The sequence below is a fragment of the Bacillus sp. IS1 genome (genome assembly GCF_032461585.1).
Taxonomy (GTDB): domain Bacteria; phylum Bacillota; class Bacilli; order Bacillales; family Bacillaceae; genus Bacillus; species Bacillus velezensis.
In genome coordinates this window covers 50,811-73,357 of the sequence record NZ_JAWCWR010000006.1, presented here as the reverse complement: position 1 = coordinate 73,357, position 22,547 = coordinate 50,811, and the positions used below count along the sequence as shown (strand labels likewise).

The 22,547-nt window shown below is 49.5% G+C and carries 24 protein-coding genes; 5 read left to right on the top strand and 19 right to left on the bottom strand.

Annotated elements, in window-relative coordinates:
• Positions 1-124: 124 nt before the first annotated feature.
• From RUW00_RS18380 to RUW00_RS18370, 3 genes are all read right to left on the bottom strand, one after another.
• Positions 125-2,209, bottom strand: coding sequence for a BglG family transcription antiterminator (locus RUW00_RS18380; protein ID WP_094296384.1), 2,085 nt, complete (start codon positions 2,207-2,209; stop codon positions 125-127).
• 299 nt (positions 2,210-2,508) lie between these two features.
• Positions 2,509-3,411, bottom strand: coding sequence for an aldo/keto reductase (locus tag RUW00_RS18375; RefSeq protein WP_280144850.1), 903 nt, complete (start codon positions 3,409-3,411; stop codon positions 2,509-2,511).
• Between the two features lie 114 nt (positions 3,412-3,525).
• On the bottom strand, positions 3,526-5,529 hold the full coding sequence (locus RUW00_RS18370; protein WP_315956734.1) for a penicillin-binding transpeptidase domain-containing protein: 2,004 nt from the start codon (positions 5,527-5,529) through the stop codon (positions 3,526-3,528).
• A gap of 156 nt (positions 5,530-5,685) precedes the next feature.
• Between RUW00_RS18370 and RUW00_RS18365 the strand changes: the two genes are divergently transcribed.
• Complete coding sequence (locus RUW00_RS18365; RefSeq protein WP_088461421.1) at positions 5,686-6,006, top strand: antibiotic biosynthesis monooxygenase family protein; 321 nt, start codon at positions 5,686-5,688, stop codon at positions 6,004-6,006.
• Here RUW00_RS18365 and RUW00_RS18360 read toward each other — a convergent pair.
• The 9 genes from RUW00_RS18360 to RUW00_RS18320 form a co-directional block, all read right to left on the bottom strand.
• A complete protein-coding gene (locus tag RUW00_RS18360) occupies positions 5,977-6,192 on the bottom strand; it encodes a YczI family protein (protein ID WP_369719110.1) in 216 nt (71 codons plus the stop codon). The two genes, RUW00_RS18365 and RUW00_RS18360, sit on opposite strands and share 30 nt — an antisense overlap.
• A 194-nt stretch (positions 6,193-6,386) precedes the next feature.
• Positions 6,387-7,028 carry a spore germination lipase LipC gene (gene lipC / locus RUW00_RS18355; protein WP_045508461.1) on the bottom strand — a complete coding sequence of 214 codons (642 nt, stop codon included), beginning with the start codon at positions 7,026-7,028 and terminating at the stop codon, positions 6,387-6,389.
• Positions 7,029-7,092: 64 nt separating this feature from the next.
• A complete protein-coding gene (locus RUW00_RS18350; RefSeq protein WP_063636982.1) occupies positions 7,093-7,842 on the bottom strand; it encodes an IclR family transcriptional regulator in 750 nt (249 codons plus the stop codon).
• Between the two features lie 17 nt (positions 7,843-7,859).
• Positions 7,860-8,867: a 5-oxoprolinase subunit C family protein gene (locus tag RUW00_RS18345; protein WP_109680551.1), complete on the bottom strand. Its 1,008-nt coding sequence runs from the start codon at positions 8,865-8,867 to the stop codon at positions 7,860-7,862.
• 2 nt (positions 8,868-8,869) lie between these two features.
• Positions 8,870-9,601 carry a 5-oxoprolinase subunit PxpB gene (gene pxpB, locus RUW00_RS18340; protein ID WP_280144849.1) on the bottom strand — a complete coding sequence of 244 codons (732 nt, stop codon included), beginning with the start codon at positions 9,599-9,601 and terminating at the stop codon, positions 8,870-8,872.
• A 30-nt stretch (positions 9,602-9,631) separates the two neighbouring features.
• Positions 9,632-10,426, bottom strand: a complete 795-nt coding sequence (locus RUW00_RS18335) for a putative hydro-lyase (protein WP_280144848.1) — start codon at positions 10,424-10,426, stop codon at positions 9,632-9,634.
• Positions 10,427-10,430: 4 nt separating this feature from the next.
• The gene (locus tag RUW00_RS18330; protein WP_061861856.1) at positions 10,431-11,645 is read right to left on the bottom strand and encodes an NRAMP family divalent metal transporter; all 1,215 of its coding nucleotides are present in this window, start codon (positions 11,643-11,645) and stop codon (positions 10,431-10,433) included.
• 22 nt (positions 11,646-11,667) lie between these two features.
• Positions 11,668-12,432: a 5-oxoprolinase subunit PxpA gene (locus RUW00_RS18325; RefSeq protein WP_007609444.1), complete on the bottom strand. Its 765-nt coding sequence runs from the start codon at positions 12,430-12,432 to the stop codon at positions 11,668-11,670.
• A gap of 206 nt (positions 12,433-12,638) precedes the next feature.
• Positions 12,639-13,388, bottom strand: coding sequence for a Cof-type HAD-IIB family hydrolase (locus tag RUW00_RS18320; RefSeq protein WP_032872909.1), 750 nt, complete (start codon positions 13,386-13,388; stop codon positions 12,639-12,641).
• 127 nt (positions 13,389-13,515) lie between these two features.
• Here RUW00_RS18320 and RUW00_RS18315 point away from each other — a divergent pair, with 127 nt between their 5' ends.
• Positions 13,516-13,680: a hypothetical protein gene (locus tag RUW00_RS18315; RefSeq protein WP_003156294.1), complete on the top strand. Its 165-nt coding sequence runs from the start codon at positions 13,516-13,518 to the stop codon at positions 13,678-13,680.
• Between the two features lie 38 nt (positions 13,681-13,718).
• On the opposite strand, the gene RUW00_RS18310 is transcribed toward RUW00_RS18315, so the two are convergent.
• The 5 genes from RUW00_RS18310 to RUW00_RS18290 form a co-directional block, all read right to left on the bottom strand.
• Positions 13,719-14,114, bottom strand: coding sequence for a 3-hydroxyacyl-ACP dehydratase FabZ family protein (locus RUW00_RS18310; RefSeq protein ID WP_280145430.1), 396 nt, complete (start codon positions 14,112-14,114; stop codon positions 13,719-13,721).
• A 68-nt stretch (positions 14,115-14,182) separates the two neighbouring features.
• Positions 14,183-15,304 (bottom strand): mannitol-1-phosphate 5-dehydrogenase, encoded by a 1,122-nt coding sequence (locus RUW00_RS18305; RefSeq protein WP_022552598.1) that lies wholly within the window; start codon positions 15,302-15,304, stop codon positions 14,183-14,185.
• Position 15,305: 1 nt separating this feature from the next.
• Positions 15,306-15,737 carry a PTS mannitol transporter subunit IIA gene (locus RUW00_RS18300; protein ID WP_012116817.1) on the bottom strand — a complete coding sequence of 144 codons (432 nt, stop codon included), beginning with the start codon at positions 15,735-15,737 and terminating at the stop codon, positions 15,306-15,308.
• Between the two features lie 25 nt (positions 15,738-15,762).
• A complete protein-coding gene (locus RUW00_RS18295; protein WP_014720723.1) occupies positions 15,763-17,202 on the bottom strand; it encodes a PTS mannitol transporter subunit IIBC in 1,440 nt (479 codons plus the stop codon).
• A 175-nt stretch (positions 17,203-17,377) separates the two neighbouring features.
• Positions 17,378-17,719 (bottom strand): hypothetical protein, encoded by a 342-nt coding sequence (locus RUW00_RS18290; RefSeq protein ID WP_003156306.1) that lies wholly within the window; start codon positions 17,717-17,719, stop codon positions 17,378-17,380.
• Positions 17,720-17,895: 176 nt separating this feature from the next.
• Here RUW00_RS18290 and RUW00_RS18285 point away from each other — a divergent pair, with 176 nt between their 5' ends.
• The 3 genes from RUW00_RS18285 to RUW00_RS18275 are packed head-to-tail and all read left to right on the top strand — an operon-like array spanning position 17,896 to position 20,753.
• On the top strand, positions 17,896-18,468 hold the full coding sequence (locus tag RUW00_RS18285) for a DeoR family transcriptional regulator (RefSeq protein ID WP_007609432.1): 573 nt from the start codon (positions 17,896-17,898) through the stop codon (positions 18,466-18,468).
• Positions 18,469-18,500: 32 nt separating this feature from the next.
• Positions 18,501-20,129, top strand: coding sequence for a copper resistance CopC/CopD family protein (locus tag RUW00_RS18280; protein WP_209387891.1), 1,629 nt, complete (start codon positions 18,501-18,503; stop codon positions 20,127-20,129).
• A gap of 12 nt (positions 20,130-20,141) precedes the next feature.
• Positions 20,142-20,753: a YcnI family copper-binding membrane protein gene (locus RUW00_RS18275; protein WP_315956724.1), complete on the top strand. Its 612-nt coding sequence runs from the start codon at positions 20,142-20,144 to the stop codon at positions 20,751-20,753.
• 45 nt (positions 20,754-20,798) lie between these two features.
• Here RUW00_RS18275 and gdh read toward each other — a convergent pair whose 3' ends face one another.
• Both gdh and RUW00_RS18265 read right to left on the bottom strand, forming a co-directional pair.
• On the bottom strand, positions 20,799-21,584 hold the full coding sequence (gene gdh / locus RUW00_RS18270) for a glucose 1-dehydrogenase (RefSeq protein ID WP_007609424.1): 786 nt from the start codon (positions 21,582-21,584) through the stop codon (positions 20,799-20,801).
• Between the two features lie 20 nt (positions 21,585-21,604).
• A complete protein-coding gene (locus RUW00_RS18265) occupies positions 21,605-22,468 on the bottom strand; it encodes a RhaT/GlcU family sugar-proton symporter (protein WP_014416913.1) in 864 nt (287 codons plus the stop codon).
• Positions 22,469-22,547 lie beyond the last annotated feature (79 nt).

The window sequence follows — 22,547 nt, the reverse complement described above, 5'->3', positions numbered from 1 at the left end:
TTTTGTTTTAGAACTATTCCATCAGTGAATGATACAATAGTCCCGTGTTTTTAGTTTCTTCCCTTCCCCTTACCCTCATACATGCACAAAAAAACACACCCCACATGAGGTGTGCGCTTCCTGTTTACCGCTGTCCTTTCTCCTGAATGAAATGATAAAACAGCTTGTTTAAACGTTTGTATAAATCGGCCTCATCCTCCGTCTGGAAGGCTTTTATACTGTCTTCAGACTCGATAATGGCCGAGCTGACCGCACTTAGTATTTCCGACCCTTCAGCGGGCATATCAGCCGGCGCCATCATCACCAAAGCGCGGTCGGCGGTCAGGGAATTTCCGTCCATGCCTTTGACACTGCATGGAGCTGTCAAATCATAAATTTTGAAAAAAGGCGTGACAATTTCTTCATTTTTGAGATGGTACAGGGCCATCGCCGTTCCCGGAATGCCGAGTCCGCCCTGTCGTTCACGCTCAGCAAGGCGCTGTGCGGTTTTTTGGGCATTATGAACCAATCCTTCTTGCTCCAGCATGTCAAACATACGGTTCAAAAACAGCTCATACGCCGTGTTTGAATCAATGGATTTGATCGAAAAGTTCCGCAGCACGCTTTGGATAACCGCCGCGTAATGCGCCATACGGCCGGCCGCTTCCAGCATATCAGGCGTCTCCGGCTGCTTCTCTTCTCTTTTACCGTTTCTTTTTTTGTCAAGAATCAGCGGAATTTTTCTTTTGATGTACTGCTTGACCTGATCAGCGTCTTCTTCGTTTAAAAGCGGACTGACCATGACGTAATCAATGTTTTCATACGGGATCGGAACAGTGGATACGATCATGTCATACGCGGCGGTGTCTCGGTCCTTCAGTTCGATGAGGGAAGACATATCAAAGGAACGGATTTCCGGAAGCTCTTTTTTCAGCCTGGATGCGAGCATTTTGGACGACCCGATGCCGCTAGAACAGACGATCAGCGCTTTGATCTTCGCTTCTTCCCGTTTGATTTCCAGAGCGGAGCCGAAGTGAAGAACGATGAAAGCGATCTCATCATCAGAGAAAAGAAGCCCCGGAAAGAATTTTTCCATTCCTTCTTCTACGGCCATGTACAGCAGAAAGTAATCGCGTTTAATTTGCTCGGTCATCGGGTTGTACATGTCGATATTTTCTTTTACCCGGTTGATCGCAGGCTCCAGATGGGCGATTAAACCGTCGTATAAAGAACCGTTTTCCGTCAGATCAATTTTAATTTTTTCAGAAATGAAGCCGATCAGCTGCTTCGTTTGCAAGGCCGTTTCAACCTCTATGTCTTCCGGTTTGAATTCCGTTTTGTATTTGCGGTTGGCGCTCCGCAAATGAATGGTGATATAACCGATCTCAGCTTCCGGAATTGAAACGCCGAACGCTTTTTCAAGCTCTTTTGCCATTTCCAGCGCAGAGCCGTACTCCCTCGTCTGCTGCAGCGCTTTTAGTTCTGAAGCCTCCATCGTGATGGTTTCTCCGAGCCTGATCCGGTCCATCGCAAAGGTTAAATGAACCGCAAGCGCCATGTATGAGCTGTCAGATAAGGCGATCGCGATTTTTTCCTTGAGCTGAATTAAGAGCCGGTCCATTTTCAAAAGTTCCGCTTTATTTACGACGCCGAACATTTTTTCAGCATCGTCCGGTTTTCCTTTAATATTCAATTCAACCGCTTCCAAAAAGCTTTGAATATCAAGGCGGTTGACGATGAGATTGCCGACGATTTTCCGTTTCGCATTTTCCGGCCCCGTCAGCTGAATGCCGAAGCCCCTTTTTCGGATCAGCGTCAAGCCGAAGGGCGCAATCCAAGTCTCCAGCTCATCCAGGTCATAGCTGATCGTCGCGTTTGTCACTTGCAGTTCGTTCGCCAGACTGTAGAGCTTGATCGGCTCTTGAGACTCTAATAGTGAACATAGAATTAAAAGTTTCCGCTCCTCAGCGCTGTATTCATGCTGTTCATAGGACAGGTCTGACAGGAGTTTTTGTTTGTCCTCCGGGTTTCCTACCGCTTTCAGTCCTTTGCCGGGCTGTTTATCAAGTGCCAGACCGAATGATTCCATCATCGGTTTGATTGTTTTCAACTCGCGGTGAACGGTTCTTGTGCTGACTTGTAAAGCTTCCGCCAGTTCATGCACTGTCTCGTACCGGTTCTGCAGTAATAGATGTTTCATTAATTTTTGTTCTCTCGCTGTCATATACATGAAACGCGCCTCCAGATTTTCTAGTTGTGAGAAGTATGGCATATGGGGAGTGCTGCCGGGGAAAGTGGTGTAAGTTATAATATAAAACGCTTTCAATGATTATTCAACCATTTTCAAATGGCAATTTGGCACTGGGCCGTGTGACAGTATTGAAAAAGAAAAATGTGTCAGATAATATGCCATGACGCTTGTTACTCTTGATCCGCACGGCTATACTTCAAAGTGACCTTACTTGTTTTTAGACATTGCACACCACATAAACAAACGCCCGGAAGATAGCTTCCGGGCGTTTGTTCTGTTTATGGAATATCGCAGCCTTGGACACCGGTATAAATCCGGAACCACTGATCATGGTTGAGTTTGTACGCGGATGCACGCACCGCGGCGGAAATGCGGTTCTCTTTTCCGCTGCCGACAATCGGCATGATGTCCGCCGGGTGGGTGAACAGCCATGCGTACATGACTTCGTCAATGGAAGCGGCGCCGATTTCTTCCTGTACGGAACGAAGCGCGGCACGGATACGGACGTCCTTATCGGATTGTCCGGTAAAGACGCTCCCGCCCGCAAGCGGTGACCACGCCATCGGCGGAATGCGTTTTTCCTGACAGAAATCCAGCGTGCCGTCATGAATATTTTCCAGCTCGTACGCCGAGATTTCAATTTGGTTTGTGATGAGCGGATCATCCAAATAGGATTCGAGCATTCTGTACTGGTGCGCTTTAAAATTCGACACCCCGAAATATCTGACCTTTCCCGAGCTTTTCAGCGCGTGAAACGCTTCAGCCACAGCCTCCGGGTCCATAAGCGGGTCCGGTCTGTGAATGAGCAGCACATCCAGATAATCCGTATTCAGATTCAAAAGCGACTGCTCCGCCGACGCTAAGATGTGAGACTTCGACGTATTATAATGATGCGACTTGTTTCCGGGCCGTTCCGGTGATTCAATGACAATCCCGCATTTTGTGACGATTTCGATTCGCTCCCTTATTGAAGGCGAAAGGGACAAAGCGCCGCCGAACAGCTTTTCACACGTATAACCGCCGTATATATCGGCATGGTCGAAGGTGGTGATGCCTTGGCTGATACACCATTCAATCAGATTCAGCAGCTCTCCGTCTGAAACATTCCATTCGTTCAGACGCCAAAGCCCGTGTATCACTCTTGAAAATTCCAGGTCTTCAGCCAATTGAATGCGCTGCATGTGAAATCCCCCTTTTTTCTTAGAGCCTCTTGTATCTGTGTTTTCAGGAATTGCCCATGCTGTTTCATTCTGCTTCGGCGGCCGATTTTCCTTTCAGCCCGCAAAAATCGTCATTTAATGATTCTGAAACTGCTTTTTCGCTTTTTCAACGACGTAATGGCTTCCGCCGCGTTTTTTGACGTCTTGAATCATCATCGCGATCAAGAGGTCTTTCTTTTTATAATTGTAACCGACAAACCAGCCGTTTTCTTTGCCGTCTTTATCTTCTTTAGAAGTTTTCAGCTCGGCTGTACCGGTTTTCCCGGCTACAGTAATGCCGCTTACGGCCGGCTGATATGCAGAGCCGCGCGGATCTTCAACGACGCCTCTCAGCCCTTTTGTGATTTCTTCGGCATTGGCTTTCGACACCACTTGCTTATGCCAGATTTGCGGTGTTTTTTCTCCGTCTTTGATCAATGTCGGTTTGACGAGATTTCCGTCTGTTACAAATGCGGTATAGTCAGCCGCTAAGTGCAGCGGAGACATCAGCATCTGCCCCTGGCCGTAGCCCGTATCTCCGAGAAGGATCTCGGAATCAAGCTTGCCGTTAGCGATTGAAGACTTTTCAATCGGAAATTGGTACGGAATCTCTTCATCAAAGCCAAATGTTTTTAATCCTTTTGTAAACGCGTCCGCTCCGGCATCTATGGCATTTTGCGCAAAGTAGATGTTGTCCGATGTGATCAGCGCGTTTTCGAGATCCACTTCATTCAGGCGCTCTGATACGCGTGTGACATGGTAACCGCCCCAGCTCGAATCTTTCTGCCACTCTTTTCCGGTGATTTTTTTCTTTTCTGACGCTTTCAATGTGCCGTTTGTCAGGCCGACTGCCGCGGCAATCGGTTTAATCGTTGATCCCGGCGCATAGAGTTTGTTGAATTTCGCTGAAAACGGATTGTTTTTATCTTCATTCAGATTTTTCCATTCTTTGCCGCTCCAGCCGAAAATAAAGCCGTTCGGGTCATAAGACGGTGCGCTGACGAGCGCGAGTGTCTCTCCCGTTTGCGGTTCGAGAGCGACTGCCGCTCCGCTGTCATCTTTCATAGAATCATACAGCTTCGTCTGCGTTTTCATGTCAATCGTTACATGAATATCCTGCCCGCTTTCGGCTTTCTTTTCAGCAATGACCTCACCTGTTTGCGGGACGTAAATTTTCCAGCCGGTCGTGCCGCGCAGCTTGTCTTCATATACATTCTCAAGGCCGGCGATGCCGATTTTGGAAGTATCGCTGTATTGGCCGTCTTTCGCTTTTTTCAGCTGCTCCGCTGTGATGGTTTTAATATAGCCGGTCAGATGGGCCGCTTTTTCGCCGTACGGATAGTAGCGGGAGCTGACCTTCGTTTTCGTCACGCCGTCTAATGCGAGCAGGCTTTTGACCTTGCTTTCATCATCCGGTCTGATTTTTTGAATCGGGACATAGGAGTCGTCTTTTACCCAGCCCTGGTTCAGTTTGGTTTTGATATCGTCTTCAGAAAGGTCCAGTTTTTCAGACAGTTTTTTGATCACGCTGTCTTTATCCTTGCCGAGTTTTCCAGGGATAATGCCGATTTCCGGCACCTCGGTATTCACGGCGAGACCTTTTCCGTCTTTGTCGTAAATTTGTCCGCGCTTCGGTTCTTCATTTGTGATCTGCACGGTTTTGTCATCGGAAAGCTGTTTGAAAATAAAAGAAGGATTCCAGTCGATGTTCCATGATTCTCCATCGTCTGTTTTTTCTTTTTTCAGGACGGCCGTGTTTTCAAAAGCGACCTTCCCTGCTTTTGTATCCATGCTGACTTTATAATCGATGTGCTGGAGGTCATCTTTTTTCTTGTCGTCTTCGTCCTGTTTTTCGGCAGTGACTTTCAGATTTTTGACCCCTGCTTGTTCATAAATGGTTTCATATCGTTTTACAAAATCCTTTTTGGATAGCTTTTTCTTTTCATCCTGGGTGAGGCTTTGGTACATCTTATCGTAATGACCGCCGTTCCAGTCTTTTACGAAATCTTTCATTCTGTCTTCGGCCGATTCCGTTTTCGAGCAGCCGATCAAACCTATGATTCCTGCGAGTAAAAGTAATAGGTATAACCCTTTTTTCACTGTCTATTCCCCTGCCTTCCAACTGTTATTTTCTCCTAAACCAAATCAGGCTGGCAAGGATTTTTTTCTCATAGTGTTTAAAATTTTTTTGTTTTTCCTGCCGTCACGGGCCATATTCTTATACAATGTATCTATTAAAAAAAGGGGGAATTTCAGATGATCAGAGAAGCAGCCATGCTGTATGTAAAAGAAGGTCTTGAGGGGGAATTCGAAGAGGCATTCCGCCGGGCGGAGCCGATTATCGCGGGCATGAAAGGTTATCTGTCCCATTCCTTGTCCAAATGTATGGAAAAGACGCATAAATATTTGCTGCTCGTGGAATGGGAGACATTGGAAGATCATACAAAAGGCTTTCGCGGATCGCCGGAATATCAGGAATGGAAAGCCTTACTGCACCGTTTTTATTCACCATTTCCCGTTGTGGAGCATTTTGAGGATCTATCAGACTCAGATCGCGTGAAGCGTAAAACCGATTAAGGAGATCGACCATACAAAAACGGCGGTATAGATATTGAATTTCCCGGAACCGTCGTTTTCTTTCCGTTTTTCCTCCAGCCCCTGAATGAACATGACCGCACCGAGAAACACGAGCATAACCGGCTGTATGACAGAGGTATGTTCCGCATACGTAAATGCGGCGGCCGCAAGTATAATAATCAGCATCGCGAGTGACAGTTTTAAGGCGCGCAGCAAAGCAATCCATCCTTTCTGTTATCATTTTTTGAACACAATTCTATTTCTGTCTTTATCCCCCATTATTCTAGCGTATTTTTTGCGCGGATAGAACGAAAGTCGGACAATTTTAAGTTTGTTTTAAGGAGCACGAAAAGCGCGCTCCCGATGAAAAGGAGCGCGCGTTATGAGCGGGCGAGGCTTCCGTATCCGAGCGCCCGCAGGACGCATGCCATGACTTCATATCCCTTGCTGTTGGGGTGTACGCGGTCATGAGAGAGATATTCATTCATTTTTCCTTTGAAAGCGCTGTGGACGTCGGCGATTTTGACGTGCGGCGCCGATGCGAGTGTGCTGAGGTGCGCATTATAAGAGGATATCCATTTTTCTGCAATGGAGATTCCCGGGAAAGGATTGTATAAATTAAAGACGCGGATCTCATAAGGAGACGGGTGCGGCCCTTTTAAGGCAGCGATCTTGGCTATCATCTTTTCAAAGTTCTCATGGCAGTGACTGGACACGCTGGTGAACACCGAAGCGTCCGATGTTTGCTGATATGCCTGAACCGAATCGATCAAATCGTTGCCGCAGCCTGTAATCGTAATCATATCAGCAGCCTGAATCCGCCTCTGAATGTACGGCAAGGACATAAGCCCGAGAATTTCTCCCGTCTCAAGGCCTGATTTGGCAAAGATGGATACGTCGGTTCTTGTCTGTAAATCTTCTGCCATCATACGCCCGAACCGCTGGACAAAACCGGCGGAAAACGGCCCGGCCCCCCTCCCCGTCGTCAAAGAATCCCCCAGCGCCGTATAAACAAGTCCCATTTACTTTCCTCCACTCGTTACTATCGATATTGTAATGTACGCGAGTGAAGAAAAATTGGCTCGGTCAATAACCCAATTTCTCAGAAATATGCTGTGCTGCGTTTTTGACTTTTTCGGTTAAATACGGCAGCCTGTCCTCTGAAAACCGGGCTTCGAAGCCGGCGATGCTGATTCCGGCAGCCACCTTACCTTCGTGATTGAAAATCGGCGCCCCGATCGCCGCCGTGTAATCTTCTAATTCCGAATAGCTGATCGTATACCCTGATTGTAAGGATCTTTCAATAGATTGAAGCAGTTCAGCCCGATCCGTCATCGTGCCTGAGGCGATTGCGGCAAGCTTTGTCTTCTGAATGTATGTGTCAATCTCCTCTTTTGGCAGAAACGATAAAATGCTTCTGGCGCACGCTCCCGCGTACAGCGGCGACCGGCGGCCGATTGCCGTATACAGGCGGACGGTTTGGGTGCCTTCAATTTTTTCGACGTAAATGGCTTCATCCCCGTCCCTCATGATCAGCTGAACGGCCTCATCCACTTCGCTGCACAGCTCTTCCATAATCGGTTTGGCTATTTTCCTGATGTCCAGACGTTCAGAGACGAGCTGGCCGAATTGTAAAAAGATCAGACCAAGCTGATAACGGCCGTCCGCCGCCCGGGTAAGAAACCCCGTTTCCTCCAGTGAGCTTGCCATCCGGTGAACCGAGGTCTTCGGCATTTCCGATAGAGAAACCAGCTCATTTAAGCTCAGGCTCGGTTCAGTCAGAAACAAATGAAGCAGTTCCATTGATTTGATGACGGTTTTGTTTTTGTTTTCCATGGTCTTTAGCCCCTTTGTCAGATCAGCCATTCCATTTTGAGCCTTGCTTTCAGCTCCTTCAGCTGCTGTTCCTTCTCCAAAAGCAGCATTTCCGCTTCCTCCAGCGAAACGGCCCGGAACGTGATATGTTCCCCCGGCATCGTTTGGGCGACGAGAGGAAGATCGGCGGATATGATATGCGCCATCCGCGGATAGCCCCCCGTCGTCTGTCTGTCAGCCAGCAGAATAATCGGATTGCCGTCCGGCGGCACCTGCACCGTCCCGAACGTCACGGCCTCAGATACCATCTCCAGCGGTTCCCGCAATTCAAGCGGAGCGCCCTTCAGCCGGTAGCCCATTCGGTCGGATTGAGGCGTGACCGTATATGACTCTTGATAAAAACGCAATTTTGCTTCTTCTGTAAAAGCGTGAAATTGAGCGCCTTCAAGCACTCGTATGACCGGATTTTTTTTCAGCGGCAGAAATCCTCTGCTGCTGACAGACCAATCAGGCGCTGAGAAACCATGCTGTCCGAAAGAATCGCTCAGACGGTACGCGATTGATTCCGAACATGGTGTCATACGGCCGAGCGGCAGCTCATCATCTTTTTGCAGCGCTCTTCCGCAAAAGCCGCCGATCCCCGCTCTGACATACGTGCTTTTGCTTTCCATGACTGCGGGCACGTCAAATCCCCCCGCGACGGCGAGATAAGCGCGGCTCCCTATCTTGCACGGCCCGAACGAGACGACGCTGTTTTCCTTTATCAAAACCGGTTTCCACAGAGGGGCGGGCTCCCCATTAATATGAAGGGCGAAATCAGCTCCCGTGACGGCAATAACCGCAGGTTCTGAAAATTCAAAGGAAGGCCCGGGACCCATGAGCGTAATTTCAAGCCCCGCCTCTTTTTCTTGATTTCCGGCAAGAAGATTGGCGATGCGCAGAGAGATCGTATCCATTGCGCCGCTTCCCAGTACACCGTATTTCTGATACCCCGTCCGCCCCGTGTCCTGAACCGTCGTCAAGAGACCGGGTTTTACCACTTTCATACTCATTCGGCTCCCTCCTTGATGCGGCTGTACTCCTCTGTCGTGATCCGGACGAATTTCACCGTATCGCCCGCTTTCAAAAGACTCGGCGGATGTTCTTCCGGCCTGAAAAGCCGGAGCGGGGTGCTGCCGATCAGCTGCCATCCGCCGGGAGTGGATATCGGATACACACCGGTCTGCATTCCCGCGATTCCTACTGAACCGGCCGGGATGGACGGCCTTGGCGACGCCTTTCTCGGCGCTCTGATCCGCTCAGACATTCCTCCTAAAAACGGAAATCCCGGCGCAAATCCGAGCATATAAACGAGATATTCGCCTTCAGTATGAATGCGGATGACGTCTTCCGGGGTCAGATCGTTCATCTCAGCGACCTCTTCTAAATCGGGACCGAAATCACCGCCGTAGCAAACGGGGATTTCCATCACCCGGCGCTCTTCTTTGCGGTCGGTCATTATATGGCTGAGACGTTCCGTCACTTCTTTCTTGACCAGGGCAAAAGGAGAAACGCCTTTTTTTATGTTTGAGACGGCATACACATCATAAAAGATCGTTAAGCTTGTGAATGCCGGAATACATTCAACGAAGCCCGGAAACGGCCGTTCTTCCATACAGGCTGCCGCCGCATGCACCCGGCTGTTGACCTCTTCGCTGATGTGCCCGCCAAAGCGGATGATAACGGCGGAATCACCGTACGGCTGTATATCAAGCGCTGTATTTCCGCTATACTGCATCATTGTCATCACCTCGTTGTATTCTTTCTCACTTTACAGGACAGCAAGCGATTCATTTCGTATATCGGTGATCAGCATGTGCCCCGGTGAATGTGTTATCACGGTGTCAGGCTTTGCTTCCATGATCACCGCCTGGGGCGTAACGCCGCAAGCCCAGAATACGGGAACTTCGCCTTCCCGCACCGTTACGGCATCTCCAAAATCCGGCTGATGCAAATCGCTGATACCGATGCTTTGCGGATTTCCGATGCGGACGGGGGCGCCGTGCACGGCGGGAAAACGTGACGTGACCTGCGCCGCGCGGACTGCAAGCCTTTCCGGAATCGGTCTCATGCTGACGACCATCTTTCCCGAAAACGGGCCTGCGGGAACACAGTCAATGTCTGTTTTATACATGGGGACATTCACACCCTCATCGATGTGCCTGATTGGAATTTGCTGATTGATAAGGGCTTGCTCGAATGAAAAACTGCAGCCGATCAAAAACCCGACATCATCATCCTTCCAATACGGCGTAATATCCGTTACCTCTTCAGTAAGCACGCCATGCCGATAAATCCTGTATTTCGGCAAGTCCGTCCGGATATCAGCTCCCGGCGCCGCTATTGCCGGAACGGGTGAACCCGCATCCGTCACGTCAAGCACCGGACAAGGCTTTTGATTGCGCTGGCAGAATAAGAGAAAATCAAAGGCAAGATCCTTTTGCAAAACGACGAGATTGGCTTGTGCGTAAGAAGCGGCCACCCCCGCCGTCGGCCCGGTCATCTGCCCCTTCCTGATCAGCTGTCTGATTTCTTCGGGGCTCATGTCTCTCATATGTTTTTTCATATCATCAGCTCCATAGCTGCGGCATCTGCGTGAATAATGTATAGATGCCCATAACCGCCATGACAACCACTACGATCGCCCCTGCAATCGTGAGCCAGATCGGATGCTTGTAATCGCCGACGATTTTTTTCTTATAAGCGCCCAACAGAATCATCGCTAATGCAAGCGGCAGAATTAAGCCGTTAAGCGAACCGACCGCGACCAGAATTTTGGCAGGCTGGCCGATCGTGACAAAAATAAGAGTGGATACGATGATAAAACCGATAATTACGCCATGTGAGTGCTTTTCGATTTTTGTTGAAAACGATTTGAAGAATGACACCGATGTATAGGCGGCGCCGATGACAGACGTGATAGCGGCAGACCACATGATGACGCCGAAAATTTTATAGCCTACATTTCCCGCCGCAAGCCGGAATACAGAAGCTGCGGGATTATCAGGATCAATGCTCAGGCCCTTTGAGACGACGCCGAGCACGGCGAGAAACAGGGCAATCCGCATAATCGATGTAATCAGAACGCCTGTGATGGAGCTTTTCGTAACCTGGGGGATGACTTCTTTCCCTTGGATGCCTGAATCAAGCAAACGGTGGCCGCCGGCAAATGTAATGTACCCGCCGACCGTGCCGCCGACAAGCGTCACGATCGCCAGCACACTGATATGATCAGGCATAAAAGTTTTCACAACGGCGTGTCCGACCGGCGGAGCCGTCGTTACGGCAACATACACCGTCAATACGATCATGACGATTCCGGCGATCTGCATAAAACGGTCCATGACTTTTCCGGCTTCCTTTATGACAAAAATCAGCACCGCGACCGCTGCGCTGATTAAAGCGCCGATCTCCGGTTTGATCCCGAATAATACTTGAAGACCGAGACCCGCGCCGCCGATGTTTCCGATATTAAATGCAAGTCCGCCGAGCACGACCAGAAAAGCAATGGCATAACCGGCGCCCGGAAGCACCATATTGGCAATCTCTTGGCCGCGCTTTCCGGAAACCGCGATAATCCGCCATACATTGGTTTGCGCGAAAATGTCCAAAATAATAGAAATTAAAATGATAAAGCCGAAGCTTGCCGCCAATGTATTGGTAAACGTGGCCGTTTGCGTCAGAAAGCCGGGCCCGATTGATGATGTCGCCATCAAAAATGTCGCGCCTAAAAGAAGCGACCATTTGCCGGAAGCCTTTCCGGCTGTTTTTTTCTTTTGCTCCATGCTGTCTTCCTCCCTCTGCTGCTCAGTCTTTTGCAAGCGCGCTGATTTGAATGTCTGCCGCTTTTAATTCTTTTTTGATTGTTTTTGCGAATGTGAGGGCGTGGGCTCCGTCTCCATGAATGCAGACCGTGTCCGCTTTCAGGCTTACAGCTTGTCCCTTACGTGATGTCACCGTGCTGTCTTTCACCATTTGAATCACTTGACCGACCGCTTTTTTGTCATCCTGAATCAGCGCATCCGGCTCTGAACGCGGCGTCAGCGTGCCGTCTTCCTGATAGGTGCGGTCCGCAAACACTTCGCTTGCCGTCCTCAGTCCGATTCGATCTCCCGCTTTAATCAGCTCGCTTCCGGAAAGCCCGAAAAGAATAAGCCCGGGATCAAAATGACAGACCGCCTGAGCGATGGCTTCTGACAGGCCGGGATTGACGGCGGCCATATTATATAAAGCGCCGTGCGGCTTCACATGCTGCATCTCGACACCTTCTGCTTTTAAAAACCCTGACAGCGCGCCGATTTGGTACAGCGTCAGATCATACGCTTCCTCGGGTGTAATCGCGATCTGCCGCCGCCCGAATCCCTGCAGATCGAACAGCCCGGGATGAGCGCCGATTTTCACGCCTTTTTCCGCCGCAAGCGCAACCGTTTTGCGCATCACGCTGGGATCACCCGCATGAAAGCCGCAGGCGATGTTTGCAGATGTCACATAGTCCAAAATCTCTTCATCCAGCCCGATTTTATAAGCACCGAAACTCTCTCCTAAATCACAATTGATGTCAATCTGAAACATAAGATCCCTCCTGTATTGTAAACGTTTTATATTATTATCATTCCGCTATTCGGAATGACTATTCCGAATTGTTGGATTTCTCTTCATTATATTTAATTCTGACAGGTTTGAACATCCTTTTGTCAGAAAACCTACCATGGACCTAGTCACAAATCTGACAAAACAAAAAAGAGAGAGTCTCATACCGAGACTCTCTCTTTTTTCTATTATAACACCCAGTGGCGGATCGCTTTGGCGACCCCGTTTTCCGTGTTGACATCAGTCACCCAGTCAGCTGTTTCTTTCACAATGTCCTGCGCATTCCCCATGGCGACGCCGACACCCGCTTTTTCAATCATGGCAATGTCATTCAGACTGTCACCCATGGCCATCACATTTTCCATCGTGAAGCCGAGTTTTTCCGATACCTTCGCAAGCGCAGCCGCTTTGTTGATACCGAGGGCATTGACTTCGATGTTGATCGGACTGGAGTTTGTGATCTCGAGCTCCTTGTATTCCTTGAGCTCTTGCAGCACCTCATTCCGCACTTCGTCATCCTCGATTTCGAATCCGAACTTAAGCCACTGATGATCCGTAATCGTTTCCGGGAATTCCCCTCTCCACACTCTATCGACGGTAGAGGCCCAGAAATTCGTGTTGTGCTTATTCCGCAGATCCCATAATTTTTGAATATGATCGGTATGAAGAAGCTTGCGCTCAACCAGCTCAAAGTTGGAATCCCAGATTTCGCTGCCGTTTGCCGTGATTAAAAAGGATGACAGCTCGAGAGACTCAGCCAGTTCGCGGCAGGTCATCAGCGTGCGTCCTGTGCTGATGACGACGTGAATTCCTTTCGCCTCCGCTTCCTTGATCGCCCGCCGGTTTTCCTCCGGGATGAGCTGCTCGTCATTGAGCAGGGTTCCGTCCATATCAATCGCGATCAGTTTAATATCTGCGTCTTCTCTTTGTATCGGCATATATGTACCTCACTTTTTATAATGTAGTCGTCTCTATTTTAATACATATGACCCGCAGGAACAAAAAACCGCTTCCTGCGTTTGGCGGGGAGAACGTTGAGGAAAAGAAATACTGAGGTGATGGAGGATGAAAGAAAGAAAACAAAAGAACAAACCGAATGAAAATCCTGAACATCATGATTTAACCGATCCGATTCCGCTGGAAGAGCTGAAAGAGAACGCCAATGACGAAAAACACAAACATGACCAAAGGGACAATTCACAGAGTGAAAGAGATTATGATACAAAATAACAGACTTGTCCGAAAGCCGCCGCTGGAGGCGGCTTTTTTTACGATGACTGGATAAATATGCTAAGCTCAGCTTCCGCCACAGGCTTCCCGGCAACGGACGCTTTCGCCCGGCCGAACACAAAACCGCGCCTGATTCGCGTGACCTCAAAAAAAAGATCCAGACGGTCTCCCGGCAAAGCGGCACCTAACCTTTCCGCTTTCTTCACCGCGGATAAAAGACCGAGGCCGTCACCGCCGGTAATTCCCGCGCAAGCCGCCGTTTGGGCCATTGCTTCAACGACGAGCGAAAATGGCATCTCTCTTTGGGATTCAGTTATAAACCAGTCATTTTCACTGATGTTTTTGTAAGCAGCCGCCCATTTTCCGGCTTCACTGTTCGTCGTGCCGTCAATCAAAAGAAACGGAAAACGATGTGGCAATAGCTTCTGATTCATCATGCAGCCTCCCTTCCCTCTCATTATAACGTAAGAAAAAACCCGCGTCCCCCGACGCGGGTTCATTTTTATTGATTGAGCTTTTTGAGCACGATGCCGTGCAGCGGCTCATGCGGCTGAATACCGCAAATGTCTTGAAGAACGCCGCTCGTGCCTTTTTCCGCGATAAGCTTTTGCAGCTCAACCGCTTCCGGATCATCCTGATAGTCAAAGCGCAGGGCGGCGGCGATGCCTTCTGCCAGCGCGTTCGGTTCTTTTATTTTTTTGGCCGGCCCTACTAATCTGTCATTCGCTCCGAGTTTTCTAAGCGGTGATCTGGCGACTCTTGTCACATCATCCGTGATGTATTCATTTTCAAAGCGGCCGATGATTTTCTTCATGTACTGCTCGTGTTCGGCTTGCTTAAAGCCGTACGCTTTCACCAAGTACTCGCCCGTTTCTGAAAGTGCATCGTACACGACACGCCGGATTTCCGGATGGCCGATGGCCTCTTTGACGGTTTTTAATCCGCGCTGATAGCCGACGTACGCCGTAACGGCATGGCCGGTATTGACGGTAAACAGCTTTCTCTCGATGAAAGGCGTAAGATCATCCGTAAACAACGCACCTTCCAGTACCGGCTGGCCGCCGGCAAAGCCGGTTCTGTCTATGACCCATTCAAAAAACGGTTCTACGGATACTTTCAGCGGATCTTCATGGTGCTGAATCGGCACAATCCGATCCACCGCAGAATCCGGGAAGCCGACCGTCCGGTTCACGAGTTCCCGCTCCGCTTCCGTCAAATGTCCGAAAACTTCTTTTTTCAGAAAACTGCTGCCGCCGATCATATTTTCACAGGCAATGATATTGAGAGGCTCAGAGGACGTTCTGCGCTTCAGCCCTTCCGCGATGGACGGGGCGATGAGTCTGAGAACGTTCGGGCCCACCGCCGTCGTAATGATCGCTGCTTCATTGATCAGCCTGTACAGCTCTTGTTCTTGCACCGCGCTATTGATGGCTGAAACGGGGCCGATGATTTCGGTCTGCCGGCCGCCGTCGGCAAGCTCCACGGTATATTCCTTCTTTTCATTGAGAAGGCTGACCATCGTTTCATTCACATCAGCGAAAACTACGTCATAGCCGGAATGATGGAGCAGGGCGCCGATAAAGCCCCGCCCGATGTTTCCCGCTCCGAAATGAAGGGCAATCATGTCAGTTCACCTCGCTGAAAATAGCGGCCAGTTCTTCTTCCGTCTTTGCACTGATCAGCCGTTCGATGTTTTCTTCCTCTGAGCAGATGATGGCGATGTTTGACAGGATGTCTAAGTGTTCATTGTTTTTTCCGGCGATACCGAAAACGACCTTTGCCGTATTGCCTTCACCGTATTCAACACCGTCCGGAATCTGGATGACGGAAATGCCTGAATGAAGCACCTCATCCTTTGCATCTTCCGTGCCGTGCGGGATCGCGATGAAATTCCCCATAAACGTGGATGATGTTTCTTCACGTTCGAACATTTTTTCCACATAGCCGTTCTTCACGTAGCCGTTATCAATCAATGTCTGTCCCGCGAGGCGGATGGCATCCTCTTTTGAGTTCACCGTCTGGTTCAGTTTGATGTTCGCTTTAGCCAATACTTCCATGATGAAGATCCCTCTTTCTGTTTGATTAGTTTTTAAGCTTTTCAATCAGTTCATCGTATTTCGGACTGTTCAAGAAATTATCAACCGAAATGTGCACCGCCTGCGGCAGCTTCGCTTTCGCGCGGTCAGTCAGGTCCTTATGCGTAATGACGATATCCGCGTCATTCGGCAGATTATTGATCGACGTATTTGTCACATCAATATCCAGGTCTGCTTTTTTCACTTTGTTTCTTAAAATGGAGGCGCCCATTGCGCTCGATCCCATACCCGCGTCGCATGCGAAGATAATGCGGCTGACTTGGTCGGCGGAAATATCAGCGGCGCTGTTTTCCGGCTCTTCCTCTTTGTCTGCCAACGCGGCCGCCGCTTCGCTTTTCCTGCCTTTCATTTCCTGCATTTTTTCCGCCGCGGCTGTCAAATCTTCTTCACCCGCTTTAGACGATTTCAGAATAAGCGCCGAAACGATAAACGATACGGCCGCGGCAACGATGACGCCCGCCAGCACGCCGAGATAGCTTCCTTTCGGCGTCAGCGCCAAAATGGCGATGATGCTTCCCGGAGATGATGCGGCGACAAGACCTGCGTTAAAGATCGAGAATGTAAGCAGTCCGCTCGCTCCCCCGGCGATCGCCGCGAGAATCAGCATCGGTTTCATTAAAATGTAAGGGAAATAGATTTCATGAATCCCCCCGAAGAAATGAATGATCGCCGCTCCCGGAGCCGTCGATCTTGAAGAGCCTTTCCCAAAGAACATATATGCCAGTAAAATACCGAGTCCCGGCCCGGGGTTCGCTTCCACTAAGAACAGAATGGATTTACCCGCTTTGGCGGCCTGCTCGATTCCGATCGGACTTAAAATGCCGTGGTTGATCGCGTTATTCAGGAACAGGACTTTCGCCGGTTCTACGAAAACGCTTGCAATCGGCAGCAAATTCGCGTGGACAATGACTTCCACACCCGCCGCCAGCAATTTGTTAAGAGACAGGACGACCGGGCCGATCGCATAAAACGCGATAATCGTCAGCACAGCTCCGATAATTCCCGCCGTGAAGTTGTTGATCAGCATTTCAAAACCCTGTCTGACTTTATCTTTAAACACACGGTCTAATTGTTTAATGAGATAACCGCCCAAAGGCCCCATAATCATTGCCCCTAAGAACATCGGAATGTCCGCTCCGACAATGACTCCGATGGCGGCCGTCGCTCCGACGACTCCCCCGCGGTGATCGTAAATCATTTTTCCGCCCGTATATGCGATTAAAAGCGGCAGTAGATACGTAATCATCGGGCTTACCAATGTATTCAGCTGCGGATTCGGAAACCATCCCGCTGGAATAAACAGCGCGGTGATAATTCCCCATGCGATAAATGCGCCGATATTCGGCATGATCATACCGCTTAAATAACTGCCGAACCGCTGTATCTTCACTTTCATGCCAGCTTGCTGTTCTTGCTGCATGTTCATTCCCTCCCTGTTTGCTTGCCTTCAGATGAAAATAAATAAGACACGGGGTTTCTCTCTCCCCTGTGTCTTCATCATAAAACGCTTACAATCCCCATTCAATGAAAAGTAAAGAGGAGTTTGGCACAGAGACTGTGACAAATCCTTAACAAAAAAAAGACACCTCATCAAAGGTGTCTTACCGCTTTCTGTATATAATGTGTCCTTTTGTGACAACGAGTTTGGCAATGAGCCGCTCACTGACAATAAACACCGGATACGCACATACGAGCGCGAAAATGGCGGCCGGCACATACCGCGCTGCCGGAAACATCGGCATGACGGCGGTTCTGGCCATCTGCACAAGATAAATCAAAAGCACCGTGATCGCAATGGCCGCAGCCATAATCGGAGCTGATACTTTATATTCACGCAATTTCACATGGCAATGCCCGCACTGAAACTGGCACGGGATCATGGATGATCTGACCATGTCGCCTGTAATCGGCTTGCCGCAGTTCGGGCAGGTCGTTTCTTTCATGTTTATTCCTCCATTCAACTCTTCTATTATAACAGAGTCTGACTACGTCTTTTACATTTGTGATTGTTCAACATTTTTTCACATATTTTATCATCAGGCTCTTGTGTGCATTTGTGAAAACATCTACTCTTAGAGGGAGGTTCATCACTCATTCGCATAAAAAGGAGGATGCAGAATTGCTTCCGATTCACAGACAGCAAACCTTGCTTGAATGGCTGAAAGAAGAGGGCGCGCTTAAAATCTCTGACATAAGCGAGAGATTCGGCGTCTCCGAGATGACCGTGTACAGAGACGTCAATCAGCTGGCGGATGCAAACCGGATTATCAGGACACCCGGCGGCATTACGCTCCCGCCCGCTTCAGAACGAAGCGCCAATCAATGCGGCTATTGCCTGCGGCCGATTCAGCATTCGTATTCTGTTCAGCTTATTACCGTTTCACAAGCCGTTGAGCAGATGTGCTGCATTCATTGCGCGATTTTGCGGTATGAGGATAAAAAGGAAGAAGTGTCCCACGTCATTTGTAAAGATTTTCTTCTCCAGACGACACTGACGGCAGCTTCCGCATACTTTTTAGTCCATGCCGATATTGACCTTCACTGCTGCCGGCCTCAGGCGATTCCCTTCTCAACGCTTGATTACGCAGAACGGTTTCAAAAAGGATTCGGCGGGGTCATTTGCACCTTTGACGAGGCGGCGGACATCATCTTACACGACAGGCAGAAGGGATGCACCTGCAGCAAGACATAACAACAACCAACCGGAAGGCGGTGTCATCATCCATGAGACAGAACAAACGCTGGCTCATCTTTTTGCTGTTCCTTGTTTTGATTCCGAAAACAAGCTTCGCCCACGCCTACATCACAAACTCAAATCCGGGTGAGAACAGCGAATTAAAACAAGCGCCGAAGCAGATTGAAATTGAGTTTAATGAACAGATTGAAGAAGGCTTCCACTCCATTAAGGTCTATAATTCATCCGGCGAACGGGTTGACGCGGGCAAAACGGTGATTCAAAAAAATGATGCCCGCATCATGACCGCGGCATTGAAAAAAAACCTGCCGCATGATATTTACAGAGCGGAATGGAACGCGGTATCGGCCGACGGACATCCGGTATCCGGCGTCATCCCTTTCAGTATCGGAAAAGCCGGCGGAGAACTTCAGGAGCAGACATCATCGCAAGCGGCGCTTCATCCCGAAGCGGCCATCGACCGCGGTATTTTGTACACCGCTCTCTCCCTGTTTATCGGCACGGCTTTTTTCCATCTGTTTTGGTACAGAAATAATAAAGATTCATCAAAAGCAAAACGAACTGTAAAGCTGCTCGTGATTTCTTTATGTTTAACGGGGCTCGCGCTTATCTGCCAGCTCCCGATCCAGACGAAAGAAAACGCGGGCGGCGCTTGGAGCGCCGCGTTTCAGCCGGACTATGTAAAAGAAACGCTTCTGAAAACGGCAGGCGGGTACGTCTGGATGATCCAGATCAGCTTATTTATCCTGCTCGCCCTGTCCATGATCCCGCTGTTGAAGAAGAAAGCATTCCGGTCATTTGCGTACTGGACGGCGCCGCTGTTGTTCTTCTTCGCTTCGCTTTTGGCAAAAGCATTCGCCGGGCACGCGGCGGTTATCGACGAAAAAGCGGTCGGCATCGCAATGGACTTTCTCCATTTATCGGCCGCGTCTGTATGGATGGGCGGTATCGCCGCGCTTGTGCTGCTTCTTTCATCAGAGTGGAGAAAACCCGATAAAACCATCGCTTGGGAAACGGTCAGACGGTTTTCTCCTTGGGCGTTCGCCTCTGTCGGCGTGCTGTTATTTTCAGGTGTACTGAACGGATTTTTCATTATCCGCACGTTTGATTCACTCTTTCACACCGCTTACGGTAAGACGCTCCTTTTGAAAATCGGACTGTTTGTCATCATGCTTGCGCTCGGCGCCGTTCACGTATGGATGACGAAGTTCAGCAGAAAAAGGAGCATCAGCGCAACGATAAAGGCCGAATGGGCACTAGGCATCGCGGTATTATTCACAACCGCCGTCTTCACAAGCCTGCCCAGCCCGCCGCCGCCTGCGCCATTGCCTTTTAACGGCTCAGAAACGATCGGAAACGGGGAAACCCTGTCCTTGCACATTACGCCGAACCAGCCGGGGAAAAATGAATTTCAAGTCATTGTCACCGATCACAACGGCAGCTTGGTAAAAGACATTCAGCAATTTACGGTCACTGTTTACCAGACGGGCTTCAGCGGCAATCAGCATGAAAGCACCTTTGATTTGAAGAAGACGAAGGAAGGCACATTCGAAGCCGCCAACCTGTCCATCACCGAAAAGGGAAACTGGAAGATCAAAGTCCACGGGCTGACAAACGATTTTAATGAAATCAACCAAATATTCTCAACGACAAACTAAGGAGTGTATCTCATGTTGAAAAAAAAGGCTTTATTATTCATATCCGCCGTGACCCTGTCACTCGTCGATTTTACGGCGACAGCAAGCGCCCACGTCTCAGTCAAACCCGCGGAATCCGCGGCCGGTTCTTGGGAAACGTACACGATGAAAGTGCCTGTGGAAAAGAATGAGCCGACAACGAAAGTCGTGCTGAAAATGCCCGCCGGCGTTGAATTTCAGCAGTATCAGCCGATTCCGGGCTGGAAAACATCCGTATCCAAACATGATGACAAAGCGGTCTCCGTCACTTGGGAAGCAAAGGACGGCGGCATTCAGCCCGGCCAATTCCAGCAGTTCACGTTCGTTGCGAAAAATCCTGAAAAGAGCGGAGATGCCGCTTGGGACGCTTACCAATATTACAAAGACGGCAGCATTGTAGAATGGACGGGTGATGAGAAAGCCGACACGCCCCACTCAATTACGAAAATCACGAAATCGGCCAGCGTGACGGATGCGCACGGAGCTGAACAGTCAAACGAAGAAAGCAAATCCGGCGTATCAGCGCTTGATATTGCGGCCATCGTTCTGTCAGCCGCGGCGATTATCCTTTCCATCGCGGCGCTTGTAAAGAAAAAACGCGCGTAAGCAAAAAGCGATCCGGCTCTAAAGAGCCTGCGATCGCTTTTTTTCTTATCCGCGTCCTGCCTGGAATGACGGATATTTTGTCATTCCGCCGTCAGCAAACAGCGTAATGCCGGTTACGTAGCTTGATTCCTTTGACGCGAGCCAGACGGCGACAGCCGCGATTTCTTCAGGCTCACCGATATATCCCATCGGAATCATGCTTTCCACATCTTTTCTCTGAACGGGATCTGCAAATTTTTCCGCGTTGATCGGCGTATTGATGGCTCCCGGCCCGATGTTGTTGACACGGATGCGCTTCGGCGCGTACTCAAGCGCCAGCGTTTCCGTCATCAATTTGATGCCGCCTTTACTCGCCGCGTAGTGAACAAACAGAGGCCATGGAATCATTTCATGTACGCTAGACATGTTAATGACGTTTCCTTGAATATCATTCTCTACGTAATATTTAATGGCTTCGCGGCTTCCTAAGAAAGCGCCGGTCAGATTGGTATTGATGACTTTGTTCCAGTCTTTGAGCGGCATTTCATGCGACTGAACCGGATTTTCCATGCCGGCGTTATTGATCATGACATCCAATGTGCCGAATTCCTTCACCGCGGTCTGCACGATGTTTTTGACATCTTCTTCTTTTGTGACGTCTCCTTGAACGATGACCGCTTCGCCTCCCGCTTTTTGAATCTCTTCTTTAACGGTTTGGGCGTCTTTTTCATTACTATAGTAGTTAACCACGACTTTCGCCTGCTCCTGTCCGAAGCGGATCGCCATCGCTTTTCCTAATCCTGATGAAGCTCCCGTAATGGCAACGACTTTTCCTTTTAAATCCGTGTACATGTTCAAACCTCCTGCATATGTTATGAATTTGATTTCGCAACGCCTAAGAATACCGCGGCTACAATGATCAGGATAATCCCGATGGCAATGGCGACCAGCTGACGCTTCGTTTTGCTCTCACGGAGAATGAAGATTCCGCCGAGCGTGCTGATGACGATCCCCATTTGAGAAAGGGAAAAACTTGTCGCAACTCCGACGCGCGGCTGTGAGATGAACAGAAACATATTCCCGAGCGCCCAGATGATTCCCGGCAGAATGTTCTTGAGGGCGTACTTATTAAACGGTTTATGCTTGTACGTCAGGAGCAGTCCCCCGATGACCATCCCGATCGCCTGCGGCAGAAGCGCTGACCATCCGGATACGCCGAACAGCCGGGCCACAACGACATAGACCAAATAACCGAGCGTGGAGATCAGCAGGATGACAATGCCTTTTTTTAAGTTTCCCGGTTCTCCGTCCGCCCGCCCCTTTTTATCTTCTAAAGATGTGAGCACAATCCCGACGATGATAAAAATAAGGGCGAGAATACCCAGCGTAATCGCAATCGGGGTTGACCATTCTTTGAATACGATCACACCGAACAAAGAAGTCGAGACGAGCTGCATTCCCGTTGATATCGGCATCGTTTTTGAAACGCCCATCAGCTGTATGCTTTTAAGCTGATTGCTTTGGCCGAGCGACCAAAACAGCCCCGAGATGATGCCGACAATAAAAATGCGCCCAGACAGCACCGGGTGGACAAACAGATACAACACAAACGAAACGATGAGCGCCCCGATTGTCGTTCCCAGCGTCTGGCTGTAAGGCCCGCCGCCTAATTTGACGTTAAATAACACGATGCTCCCCCAAAATAAAGCCGGGAGAAGAGCCAGTAATATATCCATGATGGCGACCTTCTTTCAATCGTATTTGCTGTTATTTTGTCTGGAATCGAACCGATTATTCCCGCAAGATCAAAAAAGC

Coding starts and splice junctions, on each gene's coding strand:
- RUW00_RS18380 (WP_094296384.1), bottom strand. CDS start 2,209: ATGTATATGACAGCGAGAGAACAAAAATTAATGAAACATCTATTACTG.
- RUW00_RS18375 (WP_280144850.1), bottom strand. CDS start 3,411: ATGCAGCGCATTCAATTGGCTGAAGACCTGGAATTTTCAAGAGTGATA.
- RUW00_RS18365 (WP_088461421.1), top strand. CDS start 5,686: ATGATCAGAGAAGCAGCCATGCTGTATGTAAAAGAAGGTCTTGAGGGG.
- RUW00_RS18360 (WP_369719110.1), bottom strand. CDS start 6,192: ATGCTGATTATTATACTTGCGGCCGCCGCATTTACGTATGCGGAACAT.
- lipC (WP_045508461.1), bottom strand. CDS start 7,028: ATGGGACTTGTTTATACGGCGCTGGGGGATTCTTTGACGACGGGGAGG.
- RUW00_RS18350 (WP_063636982.1), bottom strand. CDS start 7,842: ATGGAAAACAAAAACAAAACCGTCATCAAATCAATGGAACTGCTTCAT.
- RUW00_RS18345 (WP_109680551.1), bottom strand. CDS start 8,867: ATGAAAGTGGTAAAACCCGGTCTCTTGACGACGGTTCAGGACACGGGG.
- pxpB (WP_280144849.1), bottom strand. CDS start 9,601: ATGATGCAGTATAGCGGAAATACAGCGCTTGATATACAGCCGTACGGT.
- RUW00_RS18335 (WP_280144848.1), bottom strand. CDS start 10,426: ATGAAAAAACATATGAGAGACATGAGCCCCGAAGAAATCAGACAGCTG.
- RUW00_RS18330 (WP_061861856.1), bottom strand. CDS start 11,645: ATGGAGCAAAAGAAAAAAACAGCCGGAAAGGCTTCCGGCAAATGGTCG.
- RUW00_RS18325 (WP_007609444.1), bottom strand. CDS start 12,432: ATGTTTCAGATTGACATCAATTGTGATTTAGGAGAGAGTTTCGGTGCT.
- RUW00_RS18320 (WP_032872909.1), bottom strand. CDS start 13,388: ATGCCGATACAAAGAGAAGACGCAGATATTAAACTGATCGCGATTGAT.
- RUW00_RS18315 (WP_003156294.1), top strand. CDS start 13,516: ATGAAAGAAAGAAAACAAAAGAACAAACCGAATGAAAATCCTGAACAT.
- RUW00_RS18310 (WP_280145430.1), bottom strand. CDS start 14,114: ATGAATCAGAAGCTATTGCCACATCGTTTTCCGTTTCTTTTGATTGAC.
- RUW00_RS18305 (WP_022552598.1), bottom strand. CDS start 15,304: ATGATTGCCCTTCATTTCGGAGCGGGAAACATCGGGCGGGGCTTTATC.
- RUW00_RS18300 (WP_012116817.1), bottom strand. CDS start 15,737: ATGGAAGTATTGGCTAAAGCGAACATCAAACTGAACCAGACGGTGAAC.
- RUW00_RS18295 (WP_014720723.1), bottom strand. CDS start 17,202: ATGAACATGCAGCAAGAACAGCAAGCTGGCATGAAAGTGAAGATACAG.
- RUW00_RS18290 (WP_003156306.1), bottom strand. CDS start 17,719: ATGAAAGAAACGACCTGCCCGAACTGCGGCAAGCCGATTACAGGCGAC.
- RUW00_RS18280 (WP_209387891.1), top strand. CDS start 18,501: ATGAGACAGAACAAACGCTGGCTCATCTTTTTGCTGTTCCTTGTTTTG.
- RUW00_RS18275 (WP_315956724.1), top strand. CDS start 20,142: ATGTTGAAAAAAAAGGCTTTATTATTCATATCCGCCGTGACCCTGTCA.
- gdh (WP_007609424.1), bottom strand. CDS start 21,584: ATGTACACGGATTTAAAAGGAAAAGTCGTTGCCATTACGGGAGCTTCA.
- RUW00_RS18265 (WP_014416913.1), bottom strand. CDS start 22,468: ATGGATATATTACTGGCTCTTCTCCCGGCTTTATTTTGGGGGAGCATC.